The sequence below is a fragment of the Streptomyces sp. BB1-1-1 genome (assembly GCF_031597775.1).
Classification (GTDB): Bacteria; Actinomycetota; Actinomycetes; order Streptomycetales; family Streptomycetaceae; genus Streptomyces; species Streptomyces thinghirensis.
Map to the genome: position 1 here is coordinate 7,912,132 of NZ_CP134203.1, position 22,304 is coordinate 7,934,435.

Genomic DNA, 22,304 nt, shown 5'->3' on the forward strand with positions numbered 1-22,304 from the left:
CCTCGCTACTTCGTCAGCGCGCCGACGACGGCGTCGATGTACGCCTCCATCGACCCGGGTCCACCGAACATCCAGATGCCGTCGTTCAGCCGGTGCACGTCGCCGGCCTTCACGAACGGCAGGGACTTCCACACCGAGTTCTTCGCCAGCGCGCCGGTGAACGGGGTGGCGTTCGGGTCGTCGTCGTTGCCGATGTAGGCGAAGTGGGTGCCCTTCGGCAGGGCGGTCAGGCCCTCGACGTCGGTGGAGGCGAGACCGTAGGCCTCGTCGCCCTTCATCTTCCAGGCGTTCTTCAGACCGATCGCCTCGTTGACCTCACCGATGAGGGAGGTCGCGGTGTAGGGGCGGACCGAGACCTGGTTGGAGGTCACGTAGCCGTCGGCGAAGGCGATCTCCTGGCCGGCCATCTCGGCGTCGGCCAGGGCCTTCTTGCCCTCGGCGACCTTCGCCTCGAAGTCGGCGCGGATCGTCTTCGCCTTGTCCGTGGTGCCGGTGGCCTTGGCGATGAGGTCGATGTTGTCGAGCATCTGCCCGATCTGGTCGGTGCCGTCGGCGGACTTCACCTCCAGCACCGGGGCGACCTCGCGCAGCTGCTTCACGGCGGCGGGCGGCAGGTCCGTGGTGGCGACGATGAGATCGGGGGAGAGGGAGGCGACGGTGTCCATGCTCGGCTCGCCGCGCGTGCCGATGTCCTTGGGCTCGTTCTTCAGCGGGACCGAGGTGTCCCACGTCTTGTAGCCCTTGACGTCCGCGACGCCGACCGGGTCGACACCCAGCGAGACGAGGCTCTCGACGGCGTTCCACTCGGTGGCGACGACCTTGGTGGCCGGGCCGTCGAGCTTCACCTCGGTGCCCTTGCCGTCCTTGAGCGTGATGGCCTCGGAGGCCTTCTTCTCGGTCTTGTCGGCGGCGGGCTCGGTGGTGCCGCAGGCGGCGAGGGTGAGCGCCGCGGCGGTGGTGGCGGCCGCGGTGAGCAGGAGGCGTCTCATGAGGTGGTGCCGAGCCTTTCGGGGGTTCGTATGTGGTGGCGGCCGATCGGGCGGGTGCGCAGCCGGCCGGTCAGGGGGTCGGTGTCGACGTCGATCCGGATGCCGTAGACGGCACTGAGGCGTTCCGGCGTCAGCACGTCCTCGGGCGGGCCGTCGGCGACGATCCGGCCCGCTTCGAGAAGCGTGATCCGGTCGGCGACGGCCGCGGCCTGGTCGAGGTCGTGCAGGACGACACCGACGGCGATGCCGTGGTCGTCGGCCAGGTCGCGGATGAGGTCGAGGAGTTCGATCTGGTAGCGCAGGTCGAGGTAGGTCGTCGGTTCGTCCAGGAGCAGTACGCCGGTCTCCTGGGCGAGGCAGCTCGCGAGCCACACCCGCTGCAACTGCCCGCCGGACAGGTGGTCGGCGCCGCGGTCGGCGAGGCCGTCGACGCCGGTGAGCGCGAGCGCCCGGTCGACGGCGGCCGGGCCGTCCGGATCCGGCCGCCCCCAGCGGCCCCGGTACGGATAGCGGCCGAACTCGACGACGTCCCGGACGGTCAGCCCGCCGGGGGTCGGACGCCCCTGCGTCAGCAGGGCCACGTACCGCGAGAACTCACGGGACGTCAGCGCCAGGCCGTCGGTGTCCCCGTCGATGCTGAGCGTGGCACTGCGGGCACGCTGGAGCCGGGCGACGGTCCGCAGCAGCGTCGACTTGCCGCTGCCGTTCGGGCCCACCAGGACGGTCACTTCACCGGGCCTGAGCCGGACCTCCGCGTCGTGCACGACGTCGACACCGTCGTACGCCACGGTCACACCGGTCGCCGACAGTTCATGACCGCGCAGGCGCGGGGGGCCGGCTGCGTCTTCACCAGATCTCACGTGGCGAAGGTTAGCCTAACCTAAAAACCGCTGGTAGAGACGGGGCTCACACAGCCCCGGTGGCGACCGTGGCGCCCCGTTCGCCGCCGGTCGGGCGACTGGCTCAACTCACCTGCCACGACTGGGGTTTCCACAACCCCGCCCGGTTCAGGGACTGCGGGCAGTGAAGGTAGATCTCGTCGATCTCCAGAAGCAGGGCGAGGTCCGGACGCCGCCCGTCCCGTGCCATCGCGTCGAAGAAGGGGGCGTCGGTGAGGATGCGGGCCCGGCCGTTGATCCGCAGCACCTCCTTGCCGCCGGGGATCAGGTAGAGCAGTCCGGCGTGCGGATTGTCGAGAATGTTGTGGAAGCTGTCTCCCCGCCGGTTCCCCGCCCGGTCCGGCAGGACGAGGGTGCCGGGTGAGAGGACGTGCGTGAAGCCCGGCGCGTCACCCCGCGGCGAGACGTCGCAGCCGCCCTCGGCGTCGGAGGTGGCCAGCAGGCAGAAGGGGGAGCGGGCCAGTATGTCCCGGTCCTCGTCCGTGAGCCGGTCGTGGACCTTGTCTATGACCAGGGGCCAGGGCTCGCCCAGCAGCTCGCGCAGTTCCGCGCGCGAGCCGAGCTCGACCCAGCCCTCCTCGGTGACGGCGTCCGGTCGTTCTCCGGTCGCGTCGATCGTGTGCGGCAAGGCCGGCTCCCCAGGTGTGTGCGTGCCGGAAGTGTGGCCTTCCGGCAGATGGTTGCACCCAGCACGTTATCCGACGTCAGGTCCGCCATACCCGGTGCCCGGAACGACGCGGAGCGAGGCTGGGCGGTGCGACCTCAGAAGGCATACCGGACGCGCAGCCAGGGCGCGTGGGCGGTTACGAGCGCCCGGAGCCGCTCCACCGCCCCGGCCTTGACGCTGTTCCGGTAGCGCACGTTCAGCGCGCTGTTCTCCGAGCGCTTGGCCTGCTGCAGCTCGGGCCGCCACAGCACCTCCTCGGCGCGCGGGTGCCAGCCGAGGTTGACCTCGTGCAGTTCCCGGTTGTGGGTCAGCATGATCACCTCGGCGGCGGCCTGTCGCTTGACCCGGTCCGGCAGGACGTCGTCGAGGTGCCGCAGCAGCTCCGCCCAGGCCGCCTCCCAGCCCGGCCGCACCACCACGGGGGAGAGGTTGAAGTGCACCTCGTAGCCGGCGTCCAGGAAGTCGCCGGCCGCGGCGATGCGCTCGGCGACCGGGGAGGTGCGCACGTCCAGCAGCCGGGAGTCGTCCGGCGGCATCACGGAGAAGCGGATCCGGGTCCGGCCGCGCGGATCGAGGGCGAGCAGGTCGGGGTTGACGAACTTGGTGGCGAAGGACGCCTTGGCCGTCGGCCACTGCCGGAAGGCGTGCACCAGGTCCGCGGTGTTGTCGCAGATCAGGGCGTCCACCGAGCAGTCGCCGTTCTCGCCGACGTCGTAGACCCAGGCTTCGGGGTCGCACTGGTTCGGCTCGGGCTTGGGCCCCTGCCGGGCGATGTGCCGGCCGAGGTGGGCGATGATCCCGTCGATGTTGGTGAAGACGGTGACGGGGTTGGCGTATCCCTTGCGGCGCGGCACATAGCAGTAGGCGCAGGCCATGGCGCAGCCGTTGGAGGCGCCGGGGGCGATCCAGTCCGCGGAACGGCCGTTGGGGCGGGTGGTCAGCGTCTTCCTCTCGCCCAGGACCAGCGTCTCACCCTTGACCCGCACCCAGCGCTCCACGTTGCCCTCGTTGCCGTGCAGCCCGGGGACGCGCCAGTGGGAGTCCACCTCGACCACACGGGCCTCGGGGAACCGGGCGATCACCTGCCGGCCGCGCGGGGAGGCGGCCGCCGCCGGCTCGGCGTGGATCTCGCGTACGGGCAGCAGGCGGCGGGCGGTGGCGGAGTCCCGGAAGAGCGGTCCGGCGGCGGGCGCGGCATCCGGCGGGCCGGGCGTCAGGGCGTCGAGGCCGAACAGGGTGCCGGAGCCGTCGTCCGGTGCGGTGGACGGGTCGTGCATGGGTGCTCCGGTGGGGCGGGTGCGGGACGGACCGCTCCCGGCCTCGGTGCGCCGCGGACGGTCCCGGTTCCCCTCCACTGTACGAAGCGCGTGGAGCCTTCCGCGGTGTCACGCAACCGGTCGGGGGCATACGCGTGACACGGCACCGGCCCGGTGCCGCCGATCCGAAGGGGTGTACACCGTGCTCGCCATCATCGCGGCGGTTCTGTTCCTCATCGCCTGGCTGATCAACGCGGCGGAGATCTCGACCAACGACATCTTCACCGCCACCAACGTCATGCTCATCGGCCTGGCCCTGCTGGCCCTGCACGTCGCCGGGATCGGCAGCGGCTGGGCGACGCGCGGGCGGCGCCGCTGAGCCCCCGCGCCGCATCCCGTCGTCAGCGGATCCGCGCCACGCCCGCGTAGATGCCGCTCTCCTCCGGCGCGGGCGGCTCCTGGCCCGCGCCGTACCACTCGGTGGTCGTGACCAGGCCGGGCGCCAGCATCTCGAGGCCGTCGAAGAAGCGGGCCACCTCCGCCCGGGTACGGAAGCCGAGGCGGATGCCACCCTTGGCGTACTGGGCGATCACCTGCTCGGCGAGCTCCGGGAAGAGGTCGATCGCGGCGTGCGAGAGGACCAGGTGACTGCCCGACGGGAGGGTCTCGACCAGGCCGCGGACGATGCCGTGGGCATCCTGTTCGTCCGGGACGAAGTGCATCAGGGCGATGAGCGACAGCGCGACGGGCCGGTCGAAGTCCAGGATCTCGCGTGCGTGCCGCACGATCTCGTCCGGTTCGCGGACATCGGCCTGGATGTAGTCCGTGGCCCCCTCGGGACTGCTGACCAGCAGGGCCTCCGCATGCCGCAGGACGATCGGATCGTTGTCGGCGTAGACGACCCTGGCCGTCGGCACCGCCTGCTGGACGATCTGGTGGAGGTTGGGCTCGGTCGGGATGCCCGTGCCGATGTCCAGGAACTGGTCGACGCCCTGCGCGGCGAGGTGGGCCACCGCACGGTTCATGAACGCGCGGTTCTGCCGCGCCGCGTCCCGCGCCTCGGGCGGCAGTGTCTCGCCCACCGCCTCGTCGACGGGGTAGTTGTCCTTGCCGCCCAGCAGCCAGTCGTAGACACGCGCGGGGTGGGCCCGGGTGGTGTCGATCCGGGGAGGCTGGGAATGGTCCGTCGTCATGGCAGGCTCCGTGGTCCGGGAGGTGACGCTCCGCAGCAATTCCCGATCATCGTACTGTCCCGCGTCCGCTGCCATGTGCGGGGCGGACGGCGGGAGTTGCCGAGTACTCCTGGACCACCCGACGGTCGTCCTTGGATCACTCGGAGCCGCGGCCCAGGGTGCGGGGCGGACGGTAGGTCCACTCCCGGTCCGCGTCCGTGATCTCGCGTATCACCCGGGCCGGCGTCCCGGCGACGACCACCATGGGCGGCACGTGCGCCGTCACCACGCTGCCCGCGCCGACCACCGAGCCGCGGCCGATGGTGACCCCCGGCATGATCAGCGCGCCGGCCCCGATCCACACGTCGTCCTCGATACGCACCGGCGCCGAGAACTGCGTCCCGTCCCTGCGCAGGTCCGGGTGGACGGGGTGCCCGGTGGTGCTGATGGTCACGTGCGGGGCGAACATCACCCGGTTCCCGACGAAGACCTCGACGTCGTCGACGAGGGTGAGGCCGAAGTTGACGTACACGTCGTCGCCCAGGTGCACACGATTGCCGTAGGCCACGTGCAGCGGCGGCTCGATCCAGACGCCCGTGCCCACGGAGGCGAGCATCTCCTTCAGCAGCGCCCCGCGGCCCTCCTCGTCCCGGGCACCGGTCCGGTTGTAGGCGTCGGCCAGCTCCTTGCCCCGCAGCCGCTCCTCCGCCAGGCCCTCCAGTCCCGGCGCGCCGTCCGAGTAGAGCTCCTGCGCCGCCATCCTGCGGCGGACGTCGAGCTCGCGGGGGTCGCTGGTCATGGCGTCTCCTTCTGTCTGTGTGTGGGGGCAGGCTGTACGGGGTCCGTCTGTACGGGGTCCGTCTGTACGGGGCGGGCCGCGGCCCCGCCCGCGCCGCGGGTGGACGCGGGCGGGGCCGTTCGGCATGAGGGGGGTGTCAGCCGGCGGACACGTCCGTCACCGTCCAGCGCTGGTTGGCGCCGGAGTTGGGCGGCCACGTCGTGACGGCCGCGCCCTCGTGCGTCGCCTGGCCGCCGACTTCGAGCAGGCGCCCGGTGGCCGCGTTGATCAGCGTCCAGGTGCCGTCGCCGGTGGTCGACATGATCCACTCGGCGGCCTTGTCACGCCTGCCGGTGTCGGGCTCGGCCACCGGGACGTCGTCGCGTACGGCCAGCCGCGTGCCGTCCGCCGGGTTGGTGAAGACGTGGCGGTCGCGCACGCCGCTGTCGTGGCGCACCGCGCTGAGCCGCCACTGCTGGGCGCTGGTTCCGGCCCCTGCGCCGAGGACCAGGTCGGTGCCGTTGCCCGCGATGGTGACGGCCTTGCCGCTCTGCACGCCGGTCAGCGTGTAGGTGTGGCCCTGGCGCAGCGGGGCGGCGTCCTTCGCGACGCCGGAGACGCCCTTGATCTCGAAGGAGGTCACGGACTGCGCGGGCACGGTGAAGGTGGCCGCGCGGTCGCTCACCCTGATCGGGGCCTGCTGTTCGAGCTTGCCGTCGGCGCTGGTCACGACCGGGGTGACGGTGGCGCCCCGGCGCACGTCGCGGAACTTCGACAGGTCGACGGTGACCGTGCGGGCCTCGGCGGTGCGGTTGACGTGGACGAGCGAGGCGCCCTTGCCGTCGCGGGTGACGGCGGCGGCGCTGGAGGTGTCGTCCGTCTTGATCAGCCGGTCGCCGGGCTGGATGAAGTGGGTGAAGTTGCGGGCGGTGTCGAACTTGGTGTTGGTCCGGATCGGGCAGGTCTCGAGGGTGTCCTCGGCGGTGCAGCTGAACGGGAGCTGGATGCTGCCCCAGTTGCCGCCCTCGGCGGACTCGCCGCCCGGCTTCATGTTGTCGTAGTCCTCGACGGGCTGCCAGAACACCCAGGCGCGCGGCTCCAGTTCCCGCAGATCGTCGACGATCTGCTGGGCGAGGCCGAGGCCGGGCCGCATGTCCTCGAAGTCCTGGCCGTCGCCCCAGTCGCCGCCGACCTCGCTCATCCACAGGGGTTTGTCCGCGGCCTTGGACAGGTCCCGCACGGTGGTGCGCTGCCCGGTGCCGTAGGTGTGGACGTTCATCTGGTCGACGAGGGCGCGGTCGGCCTGGGAGTAGGCGTTCCAGTTGGTCGCGAAGGTGCCGGGGTTCGTCTCGTCCATCGCCGAGATGTCCGCCTTGACCTTCGCCTTCTTCAGCGCGGGGGCGAGTGCCCGGAGGACCTCGCGCTGGAGCCCGGGGCCCATGTGCGCCCCCTCCTGCCGGCCGCCGACGGGTTCGCCGTCCGCGCCCAGCCGCGTGCCCCAGTAGGGGGTGTTGGGCTCGTTGAACGGGTCGACGGTGTCGACCTTGATGCCCTCGGCCTTCTCCAGCCGCTTCGTCGCACCGGCCACGTAGGCGGCGAAGTCGTCGACCGACTCGGTCCTGAGCTGGTCGGCGGAGGAGTCGAAGCCACCGGAGACGTAGCCGCTGACGGTCATGAACCAGGGCGGGGAGTTGCTGAACGTCTCCCAGTGGTCGATGTCGTCCTTGATGCGCTCGACCCACCAGCGCTGGGTCGCGTCGGCGTCCTCGTTCCAGTCGGCCGGGTCGTCGGCGCTCCACCAGTCGGTGTCCTCGCGGGTGGTGCCCGCGGGCGCCTTCCACCAGCCCTCGACGGCGCCGCCGGCGCGCAGGTAGTCCTTGACGTCCGGCGCGTTGCCGCCGCCGATGTTGTAGCGGGCGATGTTCAGCCCCAGGCCGTCGTCGCCGAAGAGGAGCCGGGCCAGCTTCTCGCGGATCTCGGGCGGGTAGTCGCCGGTGGCGTTGGCGAACCAGACCAGGCTGGTGCCCCAGCCCTCGAACGCCTCCTGCTGGTACGAGGGGTCGGGCCGCACGGTGACGGAGGCGGCGGCCGCGGCCGGTTCGGCCTGGGCGGGAACGCTGATCAGGGCGGCCCCTGTGGCCAGGGCGGTCAGGGCGGCGACCCCGAGAGGGCGTCTGCTGCGGGTACGGCGTGCCATCGTGTGCTCCCGACTGGAAGGTGTGGTCACTCATCCTGTTTGCGTAAACATCGAGCGTCGCGGAAGGTGCTCCCACTGTCAGGGGGTGTGGCTCATGTTTACGTAAACATCAGTGGCCGCATGTCTACCCTGCCCCGAGGGCGACGGTCAAGGGTCCGTCGGGGCTCGACCGCGCGCCGGGCCGGCGGCCGTCAGCCCCCGAGGAGACCGCGCCGCAAGAAGGCGCAGGACCGGTCCAGCAGACGTGAGACGTGCATCTGCGAGAGACCGACGATGTCCGCCACCTGCCGCTGGGTCAGGGAGTTGACGAAGTAGAGCTTCAGGATGGCGCGCTCCCGGGCCGGCAGTTCCGCCACGAGGGTCCTGAGCGCCACCAGGTCGGTGACCAGTTCGAGCCTCGGGTCGTCCCCGCCGATGGTCTCCGCGAGGGTGCAGCCCTTCCCGGTGCCGCGCTGCTCGTCCACGGACAGGGGGTTGCGCGCCCGGTCCGCCCGCAGGGCCAGCCGCACGTCCTCTTCGTCGATGCCGGTGAGCCGCTGGATGTCACGGACGGTTCCGCCGTCGGAGCGCCCGGCCCTGTTCAGCTCCTCCTGTGCGAGCCGCACCCGGCGGTGCTTGTCCTGCAGCCGCCGCGGTACATGGACCTGCCAGGTGAAGTCCCGCAGAAACCGCTTCAGCTCGCCGTCGATGGTGGGCACGGCGTAGGAGAGGAAGGCGTGCCCGAGCCCGGGATCGAAGCGGTCCACCGCCTTGACGAGCCCGAGGCAGGCCACCTGGTCGAGGTCCTCACGGCTCCGGTCGGGGGAGCCGTAGCGCCGGGCGATCCGCCGGGCGACCGGCAGGTAGGCCGTGATGGCCGCTTCCCGCAGGGCCTCGCGGTCCGGACCCGCGGGACAGGCGGCCATCCGGTGCACGAGTTCCTCCTCGGGCGTCCGGCCACCCGCCCCGGCCGGCTCCCGCGCCTTCCCGGCGGACGACTGCGGCGTACGGGGAGTGCTGGTGACAGACATGCGCGTCCACTTTCCGGTCCATGGTGTGCGGCGCGGGAGTCGGTGGGCTCGTGAGCCCCGTGCCGCCGGACGGCGGACGGGTGCCCACGCTCCTTTGCCCTATGCAAAGGTCGGTCGGTTCCTGGCCGAACGGGTGAGTACCGCCCGGTTTACGGGCTGCCGGGGAAGGCAACTCCACAAGCCGACCGTCGTCCCCCCACGCCCAGGAGAGCCTCATGACCCAAGTCGCCGACTATGTGCTCCAGCGCCTGTCCGAGTGGGGCGTCCAGCGTGTGTACGGCTATCCGGGTGATGGCATCAACGGCCTGCTCGGCGCCTTCGACCGGGCCGACGGCGACCCGCAGTTCATTCAGGCACGGCACGAGGAGATGGCCGCGTTCATGGCCTGCGCCCACGCCAAGTTCACCGGCGAGGTGGGGTGCTGCATCGCCACGTCGGGCCCGGGCGCGGTGCACCTGCTCAACGGCCTCTACGACGCCAAGCTCGACCACCAGCCCGTGGTGGCGGTGGTGGGCCAGCAGAAGCGGCTGTCGCTGGGCACCCACTACCAGCAGGAGATCGCCCTCGACCAGCTGTTCGCGGACGTCTCCGAGTTCTGCCAGATGGTCGTGCACCCGGGCCAGGCCCGGCACGTGATCGACCGGGCCTTCAAGACCGCGCTGACCACCCGGGGCGTCGCCACGATCATCATCCCCAACGACGTGCAGGAGGAGGAGGCCCAGCCCTCCCCGCCCAGGGAGCACGGATCCGTCTTCTCCAGCGTGGGCTGGAGCAGGCCCCGGGTCCTGCCCGACCTCGACGAGCTGCGCAAGGCCGCCGACGTCCTCAACGCGGGCGACAAGGTCGCCATGCTGGTCGGCCAGGGCGCGGCGAACGCCGAGGCCGAGGTGATGGAGGTGGCCGAACTGCTCGGCGCCGGCGTCGCCAAGGCCCTGCTCGGCCGCGAGGTCCTGCCCGACGACCTGCCGTACGTCACCGGACCCATCGGCCTCCTGGGCAGCAAGGCCAGCGACAACATGATCCAGGGCTGCGACACCCTGCTGATGGTCGGCAGCAGCTTCCCGTACTCGGAGTGGCTGCCGGAGGAGGGACAGGCCCGGGGCGTCGAGATCGACATCGACGGCCGCATGATCGGCATCCGCTATCCCATGGACGCCCACCTCGTCGGTGACTCCAGGGAGACCCTGCGCGCCCTGATCCCGATGCTCCAGCGCAAGAAGGACCGCGGCTGGCAGGAGAAGATCGAGAAGGACGTCCGGGAATGGCACGACCTGTGCGACCGCTGGGCGGGCGAGCACTTCGGCAAGACGATCAACCCCCAGGCCGTCGCCGCCGAACTGTCGCCCCGCCTGCCCGACGGCGCCATCCTCACGGCCGACTCCGGCTCGGGCACCAACTGGTGGGCCCGGCACCTCAAGCTGCGCGAGGGCATGCGGGCCTCGCTGTCCGGCACGCTGGCGACGATGGGACCGGGGACGCCGTACGCCATCGCGGCGCGGTTCGCGTACCCCGACCGGCCGGTGATCGCCTTCATCGGGGACGGCGCGTTCCAGATGAACGGCATGAACGAGATGATCACCGTCAAGCGGTATCTGGACCGGCTGACCGGGACCGCACCGCTCATCTTCTGCGTGTTCAACAACCAGGACCTCAACCAGGTCACCTGGGAGCAGCGCGCCATGGCCGGCGACCCCAAGTACCCGGGCTCGCAGGACATCCCCGACGTCCCCTACGCCGCCTACGCCGAACTCCTCGGTCTCAAGGGCATCGTCTGCGCCGACCCCAAGAAGGTCGGCGCCGCCTGGGACGAGGCGCTCGCCGCCGACCGGCCCGTGGTCCTGGAGTTCAAGGTCGACGCGGAGATCGCGCCGATCCCGCCGCACATCATGAAGGAGCAGGGCAAGAAGGCCGTCAAGGCCGCGCTGCACGACCCGCAGGCCACCGGCATCGCCACCAAGGGCGTACGCCAGAAGCTCACCGAGTACGCCGAGCACCTCCCCGGCCGGGGCAAGAAGTGAGCGGCGGCCGGGACCGCCGGGCGGGCGGCACCGAAGTCGTGGTCGTCACCGGGGCGACCGGTGGCGTCGGCCGGGCCACCGCCCGGGCCTTCGGCGCCCGCGGGAGTTCCGTGGCCCTCCTGGCGCGCGGTGAGTACGCCCTGGAGCAGGCGGCGGAGGAGGTCCGGAAGGCGGGCGGACGCGCACTGCCCCTGGTGGTGGACGTCGCCGACCCGGAGGCCGTGGACGCGGCGGCTGCCCGGATCGAGGAGGAGCTCGGCCCGATCGACGTCTGGGTGAACGCCGCGTTCTCGACCGTCTTCGCTCCGGTGGCGGAGATCGCGCCGGAGGAACTGAGGCGGGCCACGGAGGTGACCTACTTCGGCTTCGTCCACGGCACCCAGGCCGCCCTGCGGCACATGACGCCGCGCGACCGCGGCACCATCGTGCAGGTGGGTTCGGCGCTGGCCCAGCGCAGCGTCCCGCTCCAGGCGGTGTACTGCGGGGCCAAGCACGCCATCCAGGGCTTCACCGACTCCCTGCGCTGCGAACTCCTGCACGACCGCAGCGGGGTCCGGGTGACCATGGTCCAGATGCCCGGACTCAACACGCCCCAGTTCAGCTGGGTCCTCACCCGGCTGCCCCGGCATCCGCGCCCGGTGGCCCCGGTCTACCAGCCCGAGGTCGCCGCCGAGGCGGTCCTGTACGCCGCCGACCATCCCGAGCGGCGCGAGTACTGGGTCGGCGGCTCCACCGTCGCCACCCTGCTCGGCCAGAAGCTCGCTCCCGGGCTGCTGGACCGCTATCTGGCCCGGACCGGCTACGACGGGCAGCAGACGGACGAGCCCGTCGACCCGTCCCGCCCGGTCAACCTCTGGAAGCCGCCGGACGACACCGCACCGGCCGACTACGGCGCGCACGGGGCCTTCGACGACGAGTCCCACGCCCGCAGCCTCCAGTTCTGGCTCTCCCGCCACCGCCGGCCGCTCGCGCTGGGCGCCGCCGTGACCGGAACGGTCGCCGCGGTACTGGCCGACGGCATGCGCCGGCGTTGTCGGTGACGCGATGGTGACGTGATGCCAGGGCCGGGCGCGGGCGCCGCGCGCCGGATGCCCGGCCGACGGCTGCGGGACGCCGTCGCGGCACGGCGTGGAGGACGGTGGCCCCGGCACGCCCGTCCTTCCGTCCTCCTGGGCTCCCGTCCTTCCGGGCTCCCGCCCTTCCGGGCGGCTCATGCCGAAGACGGAGCCGTCCGCCGGTCGAGGACGTCCTTCGTCACGGCGTCGACCAGGTACGTCTGCGTGTCGTCCCGCCGGACGGTGGTGACGTCGACGAACCACACGGCCTCGTGCTGCCGGTCCTCCTCCAGCCGGATGCCGGTCACCTTGCCGAAGTCCGGACTCTTCACCTGCTCGACGGCCTCCTCGGGCAGCACCCGAGCCGAGGCGGCCAGGGCGGAGACCCGCTCCTTGTCCGCGGCCGACTGGCCGTCCGGCACGGCGGTGCCGAGAAGCCGTCCGTGCACGGCGTCGACGCGGACCAGGTACACGGTTCCGTCCTGCGCGGCGACCCGGGTGTGCCAGACGGGCTGCGGCTCGGAGACCCGGCGCAGCGCCACCGAGAGCAGGCGGCTGCCGGACACCTCGTCCAGCGCCTCCCGGACGGCCCGGTCGTAGGGCGTCTCGACCTGCGGCAGCACCTCGGGGTGGGGAGACGGCGGCGGGCCGTCGCACGCGGCGCCCGTGGCGAGCAGCGCGCCCGCCACGACGAGCGCGGACACCCCGGTTCCGCGGGCACGACGCCGGACGGTGGTGCACGGGAGCGGGCGGGCCATGGGCTGTCTGCCTTCCTGGAGGACCGGACGGGAGCGTAGGCGGAGGAGGGGTCATTCGCGGTCGATGTTCCGTGTCCACCAGTGGTGCTCGCAGAACCAGTGGCCGACCATCGCGCCGCCGAAGACGACGAACCCGACCCCGATCAGCCAGGACTCCACCACCAGCACGATGCCGACCGTGCCGTAGCTGATCGCGTTGTCGAGGATGAGCGGTGTGAACACGAGGTACGAGAAGCCGCGCAGGCCGATGAGGCCCACCATGGTGGCGATCGCACCCGGCAGCAGGTCACGCCAGCGGACCTGACCGCCCAGCAGGAAGTGCTGGCCCCACCAGAAGAAGAGCATGCCCGTCGCCGTGGACAGCGCGATCCGCACCGACCCGTGCAGCGCGGTCCGGGTCTGCACCTCCTGGTAGAGGTAGGCGGTCAGCATGACCACCCAGGTCCCCTGGCGCCAGACGCGGTGCCACGGGCCGGAGGGCAGTTCCCAGATGCGTTCGTAGCCGTTCTGCACGCTCGCCGCGAAGGACACGCCGAACACGGCGAGCGCGATACCGCCCCACACGCTCGTGGTGCCGACGATCTTGGTCGGCGGAGTGATGATGTCGGTCAGCACACGGGCGGACCGGCCGGACAGCCCCATGCCGTCGGCCAGCCAGGAGGCGAACCCGCCGCGCGCCCCCAGGGGATCGAAGGCGGCCACCACGATCAGCAGCGGCGCCAGCGTGACCAGGGCGAGCGTGGCGAACCCCAAGGCACGGTGCATCAGCTCCAGGTCCCGGCCGCGCCGCACCAGGGCGGACGCGGCCAACCGGTCCCACACACGGTGGAACGGCTGCCGGAAGCGGTTCACGGGATGCTCCTCGGGCGGGTCCCTTCGATGGCTCGCGGATGCGGAACTGAGTGACCCGTCGGCGGGCCGGACAAACGTGGCGCCACCCGGACGCCCGCCGCGCACCGACCGGACGGCCCTTGCATGGGCCGAACGATGCGGGGAACCGGCTCCGGGAAGGCGAGCCGAGAGGAAGCATCATGCGCGCACTGACCGTCCGACCCGGCGGGGACGGCTCGCTCGCGGTGGAGGAGGTGGGGGAGCCGAAACCGGCCGCCGGTGAGCTGCTGGTCCGAGGGGTGGCCCTGGGCGTCTGCGGCACGGACCGGGAGATCGCTTCCGGCGCATACGGCCAGGCACCGCCGGATCGCGACCGGCTGGTCCTCGGCCACGAGTCCCTCGGTCGCGTGGCCGAGGCGCCGGACGGCAGCGGATTCGCCGTCGGCGACCTGGTGGCCGGCGTGGTGCGGCGCCCCGACCCGGAGCCCTGCGGAGCCTGCGCGCACGGCGAGTTCGACATGTGCCGCAACGGCCGCTACCGCGAGCGGGGCATCAAGGAACTCGACGGGTACGGCGCCGAGCTCTGGTGCCTGGAGACCGACTACGCCGTGCGCGTCGACGCGGGACTGGGCCTCGCGGGCGTGCTGATGGAGCCGGCCAGCGTGGTCGCCAAGGCCTGGGAACAGATCGAGCGGGTGGGCGCCAGGGCCTGGTTCGAGCCCCACAGCGTACTGGTGACCGGCGCCGGCCCCATCGGACTCCTCGCCGCGCTCCTCGGTCGGCAGCGCGGCCTCGACGTACACGTCCTGGACCGGGTCACGGACGGGCCCAAGCCCGACCTCGTACGCGCCCTCGGCGCCACGTACCACAGCGGTGCGGCCGACGACGTGTTCGCCGCCGTACGCCCGGACGTCGTGGTGGAGGCCACCGGGGCCGGCCGGCTGGTGTTCGACGCGATGCGCGGGACGGCGGCGTACGGCATCGTCTGTCTCACCGGCGTCTCGCCCGCCGGGCGGAGCCTGACCGTGGACGCGGGCACGGTGAACCGCGACATCGTGCTGGAGAACGACGTGGTGGTGGGCTCCGTCAACGCCAACCTCCGCCACTTCCGGCAGGCCGCCGACGCCCTGGCACGAGCGGACCGGGAGTGGCTCCACCGGCTCCTCAACCGCCGGGTGCCGCTCGACCGCGCGACACGGGCGTTCGAGCAGGGCGCCGACGACATCAAGACGGTGATCACGCTGGAGGGCGGTGCGGACTGACCGCTCGCCTGCGCGTACGTGACGGCCCGAGGGAGTACGAGATGACGCCGGCGACCGGCTTCGACGCGAGGACGCTGGACGGGTGCACCGTCGACGCGGTCGACGTCCACGCCTTCGAGGTCCCCACCGACGGCCCGGACGGCCGGGAACAGGACGGCACCCTGGAGTGGGACTCCACGACCATGGTCCTGGTGCGGGTGCACGCGGGCGGCAGGACCGGCCTCGGCTACACCTACGGGGACGTGTCCGTGGCCGCCTTCGCGCACTCCGTGCTGACGCCGGTGATCAAGGGCGGGCCGGTCGCCTCACCACCGGCGCTGTGGGAGCGGATGGGGACCCGGATGCGCAACGCCGGCCGCCCCGGCATCGGGGCCATGGCCCTGTCCGCCGTCGACGTGGCGCTGTGGGACCTCAAGGCGAGACTGCTCGGTCTCCCCCTGGTCCACCTCCTCCCCGCCCACCACGACCGGGTGCCGGTCTACGGCAGCGGCGGCTTCACCAACTACTCCCAGGACCGCCTCACCGACCAGCTCACCGGGTGGGTCGAGCAGGGCATCCCGCGCGTGAAACTGAAGACCTCGCGGGACCCGGAGGCCGACGCGCGGCGCCTGACGGCCGTACGCCGGGCGGTGGGCGACGGAACGGAACTGTTCACCGACGCCAACGGGGCGCTCGGCCGCAAGGAGGCGCTGTACTGGGCGCACCGGTTCCACGACGAGTGGGACGTGCGCTGGTTCGAGGAGCCCGTGAGCTCCGCGGACCTGGCGGGGCTGCGGATGCTGCGCGACCGGGGCCCGGCCCGGCTGGAGATCACGGCGGGGGAGTACGCCTTCACCGCCCAGGACTTCGCCAACCTCGTCGACGGGCCGGCCGTGGACTGCCTCCAGGCCGACGTCACCCGCTGCGGCGGCATCACCGGCGTGCTGGAGGTCGCCGGTCTGTCGGGCGGCCGTCACCTCGACCTGTCCGCGCACTGCGCCCCGGCGCTGTCCGCCCACGCCTTCTGCGCCGTCCGCCGGCTGCGGCACCTGGAGTACTTCCACGACCATGTGCGCGTCGAGCGGCTGCTGTTCGACGGCGTCCTGTCGCCCGACGGCGGCGCCCTTCGCCCCGACCCGGGCCGGCCGGGGCTCGGCCTGGAGGTCAAGTGGGCCGACGCGGAGCCGTACCGCGTGCACGGTACCCGCCCGTCCTGACCACGACCGGGAGACAGGCGATCCTGCACACGACCGGGAGACAGGCGGCCGACGGCCTCATCAGGGGTCCCTGCGCTGTCAGGGGTCCATGCGCTGCTGCTCACGCATGCGTTCGTTGTGCCAGGCGATGGCTGCGCGTATCTGCGGCTCCTGGAGGCCGGTCCGGCAGCCGAGCTGGTCCATGGAGAGCGCCGGCGGGCCCGTGGTCAGGGCGCGGGTCAGCTTCGCCGCCCACAGCTCCTCGTCCACGAAGGGCCGGTGCGCGTAACCGTTCTTGATCACGTCGAAGTGGTCGTCGCAGCACGCGGTGATGCGCCGCAGCCCGTCGAACCACTCGTTGGTGAGGTGGGCCGCGGAGGAGTCCGGCACGTAGCCGCTCACGGCTTCGTCCTCGGGGAAGACCCTGGCGCACAGGTCGCACAGCTCCATGGGGACCGGCTTGGCGGTCCGGCGGTCCTTCCTGCCCTTGCGCTTCCACATGGCGACTCCCGGGGATCGGCGTCCGGAATGCCGGAGTTACCCGCAGGGCGGGGAGCAAACGCCCCGCGGGTGAGGAGACCGCCGTCGTCCCGGCCGCTCCGGACGCCGTTACGCCAGCCTCACCGGCAGCTCGAACAGGTCGTTCTGCGTGACCACCGGCTTGTTGCGCAGGTCCGATGCCGGCACCGCCAGGTCCAGGTGCGGGAAGCGGGCGTAGAGCGCGGGCAGCGCCACGCCGGCCTCCAGCCGGGACAGGGCCGCGCCCGGGCACACGTGCGGGCCGTGGCCGAAGGAGATGTGCCGGTTCTGCGAGGCGCGCGTGATGTCGAACTCGCCCGCCGTCGGGCCGTGCGCCCCCTCGTCCCGGCCCAGCGCCCCGTACGACACGATCAGCGCGTCCCCGGCGGGTATCACCTTGTCGCCGACCTTGACGTCCTCGGTCGCGAAGCGGATCAGGACGTGCGAGGTCGGGGTCGACCAGCGCAGCGTCTCCTCGATCACCGCGGACCAGTCCGCCTCCCCGGAGAGCACCAGGGCCCGCTGCTCGGGATGCGCGGCCAGGTTGACCACGGAGTTCACGATGAGCGAGATCGTGGTCTCGTGACCGGCGGCCACCATCAGCTGGAGCGTGGAGACGATCTCCGCGTCCGTGAGGTGGTCGCCGTTCTCGGACGCCTGGATCAGCGCGCTGGTCAGGTCGTCGCCCGGATCGGCGCGCTTCGCGGCGACCGTGTCGGCCATGATCCCGGCCAGCTCGGTGAGGGTGGCGACGACCTCCTCGGGCGGCGTCTGCGTCGAGAAGAACTTCTCGAACAGCACCTTCAGCCGCGGCAGCCGCACCTCCTCGATGCCCATCAGATCGGCGATGACGTACATCGGCAGCGGGTAGGCGAAGGCCGCCTTGAGGTCGACGACGCCGCCGTCCGCGGGCAGCTCGTCGAGCAGCCGGTCGGTGAGCTCGGTGATCCGCCCCCGCATGTGCTCCACCCGGCGCACCGTGAGCGCCTGAGCCACCAGCGTGCGCAGCCGGCGGTGCTCGGCGCCGTCCACGGTGAGCATCGAGCGGCCGGGGTTGGCCAGCCCGATCAGCGGCCAGTCGGCGGGTATCTCGCCGCGCTGCCACGCCCCCCACACGTTGATGTCCTTGACCAGGCGGGGGTCGGTCAGGAGGGCCTTGGCCTCCGCGTGGTGGGTGACCGCCCAGACGGGCACGCCGCCCGGCAGCTCCACGGCGGCGAGCGGTCCGGCCGCGCGCAGCCGGGCGCTCTCGCCGTCGAGGTCGGTGACGAACGGGTCCAGCGGGATCCGGGCTTCTTCGGTTCCGGTCGTCATGCTGACGTGCCTCCCAGGGCAGTGGTCGGGGTGAACCGCACGGGCAACTCGGTCAGCCCCCGCAGCCAGGGCGAGGGGCGACGGGTGAGGGACCCGGCGGGTACGGCCAGGTCGATGTCCGGCAGCCGGTCGAGGACGACCTCGATGCCGGTGCGCGCGATGACCTCGGCGACCTCCTGCGCGGGGAAGGGGCAGCGGTGCTCGCCGTGTCCGAAGGAGAAGTGCGCGTTGTTGCCGCCGGTGAGCGCGGAACCGTCGGTGCGGACCTGCGGGTCGGAGTTGGCGCCCTGAAGACCGAGCAGCACCAGGTCGCCGGCGCGGATGTGGCGCCCGCCGAGCCGGGTGTCGCGGGAGGCCCAGCGGCCGGCCACGTTCTGGGTGGGCGTGTCCTCCCACAGCACCTCGTTCATGGCCTCGGCGACGCTGTTGCGGCCACCGAAGAGGGAGGCGGCGAAGCGGTCGTCGGTCAGCATCAGGCGCAGCGAGTTGCCGATCCAGTCGGCGGTCGGCTGGTGGCCCGCGGCCATCATCACCATCAGGTCCTGGGCGACCTCCTCCTCGGTGAAGCCGCTGTCGTCGGCCAGCATCCGGGAGGCGACGTCGTCGGCGGGCGCCGCCTTCCGGTCGGCGAGGAGGCCCGCCATCGACGTGGCGAGGTGCGTCTGGCCGGCGATGGCCCGCTCCCTGCCGTCGATCATGTCGTTGAGGGCGGTGACGAGCGCCGGTCCCTGCTCGTCGGAGAAGCCGTACAGGCGGGCCAGGACCCGCACCGGCAGCAGCATGGCGTAGTCGCCGACCAGGTCGGCCTCGCCCTTGGCGCACAGCCGGTCGACGAGTTCGTCCGCGAACCGCTCGGCGTGGCCGCGCAGGAGGTGCGGGTCGACCGCCTCCAGCGCGTTGCTGATCATGGCGGCGCGTTCGCGGTGCCGTTCGCCGACCGTGTAGAGGATCGACGGCTGCCGCCGGCCGATCATCGGCAGCAGCGGCCAGTCGTCGGGGATGTCGTCCCACTGGTTCCACAGGTCGGAGTCCCGGCTGAACAGCACCGGATCGCCGGTCACCTGGTGCAGTTCGCGATAGCCGAGCACCAGCCAGGCCGGGACGTCCCCGTCCAGCAGCACCGGGGTGACGGCACCGTGCTCGCGCCGCATCTGCCGGTACAGCAGGGCGGGATCGGCCTGGAAGCGGGGGCCGCCGAGCGGTACGGCGTCCGGGGCGTCGCTGACGTCGGTGCTCACACGAACTCCTGTCGGGGCTGGGCGGCGTAGCGCGCCTGGAGGTGTTCCACGAGCGCGATCAGCACCTGCTTGCCGGACTCGCGGGACCGGGCGTCGCAGAAGACCAGCGGCACCCTCGGGTCCAGGTCGAGCGCCTCGCGCACCGCCTCGGGGCGATGCCGGGGTCCGCCGAAGTCGTTGCAGGCGACGATGAACGGCGTGCCGTGGTGCTCCAGGCGGTCGATGGCGTACCAGGAGTCGTCGATGCGGCGGGTGTCCACCAGGACCACCGCGCCGAGCGTGCCGGAGAACAGCCGGTCCCACAGGAACCAGAAGCGTTCCTGGCCGGGCGCGCCGAACAGGTACAGCACGTTGCGCGCGTCGAGGCTGATGCGGCCGAAGTCGAAGGCCACGGTCGTCGCGGTCTTGCCGCGCACCTCGCTGATGTCGTCGACCGCCTCGCCGGCCTGCGTCATCGTCTCCTCGGTGTTGAGGGGGCGTATCTCGCTGACCGAGCGGACCATGGTCGTCTTGCCGACGCCGAACCCGCCCACGACCACGATCTTCAGGCCGTTGTCGGCGGACGCACCCAAAGGGGTGCGGGCGTCAGAGGTTGCGGAGTCCAACGAGCACCTGCTCCAGGATGTCGGGATCGGTAACGGCTGCCGTGTGCGGGTGGCGAGCGCTCACCCGGCCCGCGGCGTGGAGATCGGAGAGCAGGACCTTGGTGATGCTCACCGGAAGCCGCAGTTCGGCGGCGATCTCCACGACGGCGGTGGGAGCCTCGGTCATCCTGAGAATCGCCGTGTGCTCCGACTGCATGCCGGGCGTCGGCTCGCATTCGGCGACGACGAGGGTGACCAGGTCGAAGGGGTTGCCGGGGCTCGACCGGCTGCGTCCCTGGGTGACGGTGTACAGACGGTCGGGCGCGTCGTCCCTGCCGGGGCGGCTCATGACGTACGGGGCTGCGCGGTGAGGTGCTCGCCGAGCTGCTCGATGAGCTCGCTCATGTTGTGCCCGACGAGCCCCGCGTCCGCGTCCTCGGAGGTGACGACGGCCAGATGCGCGCCCTGACCCGCCTCCACGATGAACAGGACCCCGCCGTAGAACTCGGTCATGGCCGAGCGCACCCCGCCGCTGCCGTCGCCGAACTCCACGGACGCGCCGTGGGACAGCGACTGGATGCCGGCGGCGATCGCGGCCAGTTGGTCGGCCTGGTCGACGGAGAGCTCCGGGGTGCGGCAGAGCCTGAGTCCGTCGCGGGACAGGACGAGCGCGTGCCGCGCGCCCGGCGTGCGCTCCAGGAGGCCCTCGATGAGCCAGGTGAGCTTCTCGTCGGCGGTGGTCGAGCCGGTCATGAAGTGGTGTCGCCTTCCGGGTGCGCGTGCGAGTGGGTCGGATGGTCGGGGGCCGTCTCGGCCGGTGCGGGTGCTGCGGGCTCCGCCTGCCGGGCACTGTCCCGTGAGGTGGCGGGGCCGGTGGCCCGTACGGCCTGGCGGAAGCTGCTGAAGCGGGCCGCGCGTGCCTTCGCGTCGTCGGCGGGCGGCGTGGCACGCGGCTCGGCGGACCGGGCGGTGGCCCGGGCGCGTTCGGCGGCGGCGAGGGTGCGGCCGCGACGGCGCCTGGGCAGCCCCGTGAACGGCTCGGCGGACTCGGCCGACGGGTCCGGCTCGCCATCCGCGGACTCGTGGGTGGGCAGCGGCTCGGGGGCCACGTCGGCGGGAGTGGATCCCGGCCCGGCGGCAAACGGTGCGGGAGCGGCCGGTGCGAGGGCGGACTTCGGCTCGGCGGTGGACGGTGCGAGGGCGGACTTCGGCTCGGCGGTGGACGGTGCGACGGCGGACTCCGGCCTGGCGGTGGGCGGCGCGAAGAGGGACTCCGGCCCGGCGGTGGCCGGTGCGGGGGCGGACGGTGCGGGGGTGCGTGGGAGGCCGGTCGGGGTGGTGGGCGGCGGGGACGCCGCCGGACCGTCGGAAGCGGCGGGACCGCTCAGGATGTCCTGGGGGACGAGCATCAGCACGCCCGTACCGCCGCGCGCGGACGGCCGGAAGGACACCTTGAGCCCGTGCTTGGCCGACAGCCGGCCCACCACGGACAGGCCCAGCCGGGTACCGGTCAGGCCGCCGAGCCCGGCCGACTCGCCGGCCACCGCCCGCTGGGCCCGGCGCAGTTGCACCTCGCCCATCACCAGCCCGCTGTCCTCCACGGACACGATGACGCCGGCCGGCACCTCCTCGACGTACACGTGGACCTCGGCGGTCGGCGGGGAGAAGTTCGCGGCGTTGTCGAGGAGTTCGGCCAGGGCGTGCATGACGCCCTCGGCGGCGTGCCCGGCGACCGAGGCGTCGCTGGCCGAGTGCACGCGCACCCGCTGGTAGCCGGCGATACGTCCCATGGCGCCGCGCAGAATGGACTCCATGCCGATGGGCCGCGCCCAACGACGTCCGGAGCGGGCGCCCGCGAGGACGGCGACGGAGTCGGCGAGCCGGCCCGCCTGCGCGGTGCGGTGGTCGAGGTGGAGCAGGTCGGCGAGGACGTCCTCGTCGCCGTGCCGTTCCTCCATGGCGCGCAGGTCGGCCAGCATCCCGGTGGCCAGCGCCTGCATCCGGCCGGCCGCGTTGGCCGTCGCGGAGACGGCGGCGGCCCGCTCACCGGTCGCCCGGTCGAGCCGTGCCCGCAGCCGGGTGGTCTCCTCGGTGAGCCGCGCGACCTCCTGGGCCCGCTGCTCGGCGAGACGTACCCGCTCCTGCTCGAAACCGTCCGCGAGCCGCTCCCGCTCCCGGTCGAACTCCGCCACGGCGCGGGCCCGTTCACGATCGGCCTCCGCACGCAGGCGCTCCTGTTCCCGTCCCGCCCGCTCGGCCAGCCGCGCCCGGTCCTGGGCGAGCCCGGCGGCGTCCGCGCGGGCCGCGTCCAGCAGGCGGCGGGTGGCCCGTTCCCGGCGGACGGCGTGCACAGCCGCGGTCACCGCCGCGCAGAGCAGGATCGCCGCGGCGCTCGCGCCCAGGCCGAGCGGAACGCGTACCGAGGACGGCGCCGCGGCGACGGCACCGCCGACGACGAGCGCCGACACCACCGCGCAGGGCAGGGCCACGGCCAGGAGAACACGGGGAGCGGGTCGGTCGCCGGGGCGGGCGGGCGCGGTCATCAATCGGGTCCTCGCCAGGCCGCCGGAGCGGCCCTCGTG

At 72.5% G+C, this 22,304-nt stretch carries 22 protein-coding genes; 5 read left to right on the plus strand and 17 right to left on the minus strand.

Annotation, left to right across the window (positions count from 1 at the left end):
* Window positions 1-5: 5 nt before the first annotated feature.
* From RI578_RS36300 to RI578_RS36315, 4 genes are all read right to left on the minus strand, one after another.
* A complete protein-coding gene (locus RI578_RS36300) occupies window positions 6-989 on the minus strand; it encodes an iron-siderophore ABC transporter substrate-binding protein (protein WP_310875039.1) in 984 nt (327 codons plus the stop codon).
* Window positions 986-1,849, minus strand: a complete 864-nt coding sequence (gene cdtA / locus RI578_RS36305; protein ID WP_310875040.1) for a siderophore ABC transporter ATP-binding protein CdtA — start codon at window positions 1,847-1,849, stop codon at window positions 986-988. Before cdtA ends, RI578_RS36300 begins: the two co-directional genes overlap by 4 nt.
* A gap of 103 nt (window positions 1,850-1,952) precedes the next feature.
* Entirely contained in the window at window positions 1,953-2,516 is a 564-nt protein-coding gene (locus tag RI578_RS36310; protein ID WP_310875041.1) for an MSMEG_1061 family FMN-dependent PPOX-type flavoprotein, read from the minus strand.
* A 134-nt stretch (window positions 2,517-2,650) separates the two neighbouring features.
* A complete protein-coding gene (locus tag RI578_RS36315) occupies window positions 2,651-3,832 on the minus strand; it encodes a spore photoproduct lyase family protein (protein ID WP_310875042.1) in 1,182 nt (393 codons plus the stop codon).
* Between the two features lie 181 nt (window positions 3,833-4,013).
* On the opposite strand from RI578_RS36315, the gene RI578_RS36320 reads away from it, so the two are divergent.
* Window positions 4,014-4,190 (plus strand): hypothetical protein, encoded by a 177-nt coding sequence (locus RI578_RS36320; protein WP_310875043.1) that lies wholly within the window; start codon window positions 4,014-4,016, stop codon window positions 4,188-4,190.
* Window positions 4,191-4,212: 22 nt separating this feature from the next.
* Here RI578_RS36320 and RI578_RS36325 read toward each other — a convergent pair whose 3' ends face one another.
* From RI578_RS36325 to RI578_RS36340, 4 genes are all read right to left on the minus strand, one after another.
* Window positions 4,213-5,004 (minus strand): SAM-dependent methyltransferase, encoded by a 792-nt coding sequence (locus RI578_RS36325; protein ID WP_310875044.1) that lies wholly within the window; start codon window positions 5,002-5,004, stop codon window positions 4,213-4,215.
* Between the two features lie 136 nt (window positions 5,005-5,140).
* Window positions 5,141-5,782: a sugar O-acetyltransferase gene (locus tag RI578_RS36330; RefSeq protein ID WP_310875045.1), complete on the minus strand. Its 642-nt coding sequence runs from the start codon at window positions 5,780-5,782 to the stop codon at window positions 5,141-5,143.
* 136 nt (window positions 5,783-5,918) lie between these two features.
* Window positions 5,919-7,958, minus strand: a complete 2,040-nt coding sequence (locus RI578_RS36335) for an RICIN domain-containing protein (RefSeq protein ID WP_310875046.1) — start codon at window positions 7,956-7,958, stop codon at window positions 5,919-5,921.
* Window positions 7,959-8,149: 191 nt separating this feature from the next.
* On the minus strand, window positions 8,150-8,968 hold the full coding sequence (locus RI578_RS36340; RefSeq protein ID WP_310875047.1) for a sigma-70 family RNA polymerase sigma factor: 819 nt from the start codon (window positions 8,966-8,968) through the stop codon (window positions 8,150-8,152).
* 215 nt (window positions 8,969-9,183) lie between these two features.
* Between RI578_RS36340 and RI578_RS36345 the strand changes: the two genes are divergently transcribed.
* The gene (locus tag RI578_RS36345) at window positions 9,184-10,986 is read left to right on the plus strand and encodes a thiamine pyrophosphate-requiring protein (RefSeq protein ID WP_310875048.1); all 1,803 of its coding nucleotides are present in this window, start codon (window positions 9,184-9,186) and stop codon (window positions 10,984-10,986) included.
* Window positions 10,983-12,026 carry an SDR family oxidoreductase gene (locus tag RI578_RS36350; protein ID WP_310875049.1) on the plus strand — a complete coding sequence of 348 codons (1,044 nt, stop codon included), beginning with the start codon at window positions 10,983-10,985 and terminating at the stop codon, window positions 12,024-12,026. The genes RI578_RS36345 and RI578_RS36350 overlap by 4 nt, the downstream gene beginning before the upstream one ends.
* Before the next feature lie 170 nt (window positions 12,027-12,196).
* Here the strand turns inward: RI578_RS36350 and RI578_RS36355 are convergent, their stop codons facing one another.
* The gene (locus RI578_RS36355; protein WP_310875050.1) at window positions 12,197-12,799 is read right to left on the minus strand and encodes a hypothetical protein; all 603 of its coding nucleotides are present in this window, start codon (window positions 12,797-12,799) and stop codon (window positions 12,197-12,199) included.
* Window positions 12,800-12,850: 51 nt separating this feature from the next.
* Window positions 12,851-13,651 (minus strand): ribonuclease BN, encoded by an 801-nt coding sequence (locus tag RI578_RS36360; protein WP_310875051.1) that lies wholly within the window; start codon window positions 13,649-13,651, stop codon window positions 12,851-12,853.
* A gap of 179 nt (window positions 13,652-13,830) precedes the next feature.
* On the opposite strand from RI578_RS36360, the gene RI578_RS36365 reads away from it, so the two are divergent.
* Entirely contained in the window at window positions 13,831-14,892 is a 1,062-nt protein-coding gene (locus RI578_RS36365; RefSeq protein ID WP_310875052.1) for a glucose 1-dehydrogenase, read from the plus strand.
* A 41-nt stretch (window positions 14,893-14,933) separates the two neighbouring features.
* A complete protein-coding gene (locus RI578_RS36370) occupies window positions 14,934-16,088 on the plus strand; it encodes an enolase C-terminal domain-like protein (protein WP_310875053.1) in 1,155 nt (384 codons plus the stop codon).
* Between the two features lie 78 nt (window positions 16,089-16,166).
* On the opposite strand, the gene RI578_RS36375 is transcribed toward RI578_RS36370, so the two are convergent.
* From RI578_RS36375 to RI578_RS36405, 7 genes are all read right to left on the minus strand, one after another.
* A complete protein-coding gene (locus RI578_RS36375; RefSeq protein ID WP_310875054.1) occupies window positions 16,167-16,568 on the minus strand; it encodes a hypothetical protein in 402 nt (133 codons plus the stop codon).
* Between the two features lie 108 nt (window positions 16,569-16,676).
* Window positions 16,677-17,900 (minus strand): cytochrome P450, encoded by a 1,224-nt coding sequence (locus tag RI578_RS36380; protein ID WP_310875055.1) that lies wholly within the window; start codon window positions 17,898-17,900, stop codon window positions 16,677-16,679.
* Window positions 17,897-19,138: a cytochrome P450 gene (locus RI578_RS36385; RefSeq protein WP_310875056.1), complete on the minus strand. Its 1,242-nt coding sequence runs from the start codon at window positions 19,136-19,138 to the stop codon at window positions 17,897-17,899. The genes RI578_RS36380 and RI578_RS36385 overlap by 4 nt, the downstream gene beginning before the upstream one ends.
* Window positions 19,135-19,743: an ATP/GTP-binding protein gene (locus RI578_RS36390; RefSeq protein ID WP_310875057.1), complete on the minus strand. Its 609-nt coding sequence runs from the start codon at window positions 19,741-19,743 to the stop codon at window positions 19,135-19,137. The genes RI578_RS36385 and RI578_RS36390 overlap by 4 nt, the downstream gene beginning before the upstream one ends.
* Window positions 19,724-20,071, minus strand: coding sequence for a DUF742 domain-containing protein (locus RI578_RS36395; protein ID WP_310875058.1), 348 nt, complete (start codon window positions 20,069-20,071; stop codon window positions 19,724-19,726). Before RI578_RS36395 ends, RI578_RS36390 begins: the two co-directional genes overlap by 20 nt.
* On the minus strand, window positions 20,068-20,475 hold the full coding sequence (locus RI578_RS36400) for a roadblock/LC7 domain-containing protein (protein ID WP_310875059.1): 408 nt from the start codon (window positions 20,473-20,475) through the stop codon (window positions 20,068-20,070). Before RI578_RS36400 ends, RI578_RS36395 begins: the two co-directional genes overlap by 4 nt.
* Window positions 20,472-22,265: an ATP-binding protein gene (locus RI578_RS36405; RefSeq protein WP_310875060.1), complete on the minus strand. Its 1,794-nt coding sequence runs from the start codon at window positions 22,263-22,265 to the stop codon at window positions 20,472-20,474. Before RI578_RS36405 ends, RI578_RS36400 begins: the two co-directional genes overlap by 4 nt.
* Between the last annotated feature and the right edge of the window lie 39 nt (window positions 22,266-22,304).

What these genes read in the sequence shown, in the direction of transcription:
- RI578_RS36300 (WP_310875039.1), bottom strand. Translation starts at nt 989, where the DNA reads ATGAGACGCCTCCTGCTCACCGCGGCCGCCACCACCGCCGCGGCGCTC.
- RI578_RS36315 (WP_310875042.1), bottom strand. Translation starts at nt 3,832, where the DNA reads ATGCACGACCCGTCCACCGCACCGGACGACGGCTCCGGCACCCTGTTC.
- RI578_RS36325 (WP_310875044.1), bottom strand. Translation starts at nt 5,004, where the DNA reads ATGACGACGGACCATTCCCAGCCTCCCCGGATCGACACCACCCGGGCC.
- RI578_RS36330 (WP_310875045.1), bottom strand. Translation starts at nt 5,782, where the DNA reads ATGACCAGCGACCCCCGCGAGCTCGACGTCCGCCGCAGGATGGCGGCG.
- RI578_RS36335 (WP_310875046.1), bottom strand. Translation starts at nt 7,958, where the DNA reads ATGGCACGCCGTACCCGCAGCAGACGCCCTCTCGGGGTCGCCGCCCTG.
- RI578_RS36340 (WP_310875047.1), bottom strand. Translation starts at nt 8,968, where the DNA reads ATGTCTGTCACCAGCACTCCCCGTACGCCGCAGTCGTCCGCCGGGAAG.
- RI578_RS36345 (WP_310875048.1), top strand. Translation starts at nt 9,184, where the DNA reads ATGACCCAAGTCGCCGACTATGTGCTCCAGCGCCTGTCCGAGTGGGGC.
- RI578_RS36355 (WP_310875050.1), bottom strand. Translation starts at nt 12,799, where the DNA reads ATGGCCCGCCCGCTCCCGTGCACCACCGTCCGGCGTCGTGCCCGCGGA.
- RI578_RS36365 (WP_310875052.1), top strand. Translation starts at nt 13,831, where the DNA reads ATGCGCGCACTGACCGTCCGACCCGGCGGGGACGGCTCGCTCGCGGTG.
- RI578_RS36370 (WP_310875053.1), top strand. Translation starts at nt 14,934, where the DNA reads ATGACGCCGGCGACCGGCTTCGACGCGAGGACGCTGGACGGGTGCACC.
- RI578_RS36375 (WP_310875054.1), bottom strand. Translation starts at nt 16,568, where the DNA reads ATGTGGAAGCGCAAGGGCAGGAAGGACCGCCGGACCGCCAAGCCGGTC.
- RI578_RS36380 (WP_310875055.1), bottom strand. Translation starts at nt 17,900, where the DNA reads ATGACGACCGGAACCGAAGAAGCCCGGATCCCGCTGGACCCGTTCGTC.
- RI578_RS36395 (WP_310875058.1), bottom strand. Translation starts at nt 20,071, where the DNA reads ATGAGCCGCCCCGGCAGGGACGACGCGCCCGACCGTCTGTACACCGTC.
- RI578_RS36400 (WP_310875059.1), bottom strand. Translation starts at nt 20,475, where the DNA reads ATGACCGGCTCGACCACCGCCGACGAGAAGCTCACCTGGCTCATCGAG.
- RI578_RS36405 (WP_310875060.1), bottom strand. Translation starts at nt 22,265, where the DNA reads ATGACCGCGCCCGCCCGCCCCGGCGACCGACCCGCTCCCCGTGTTCTC.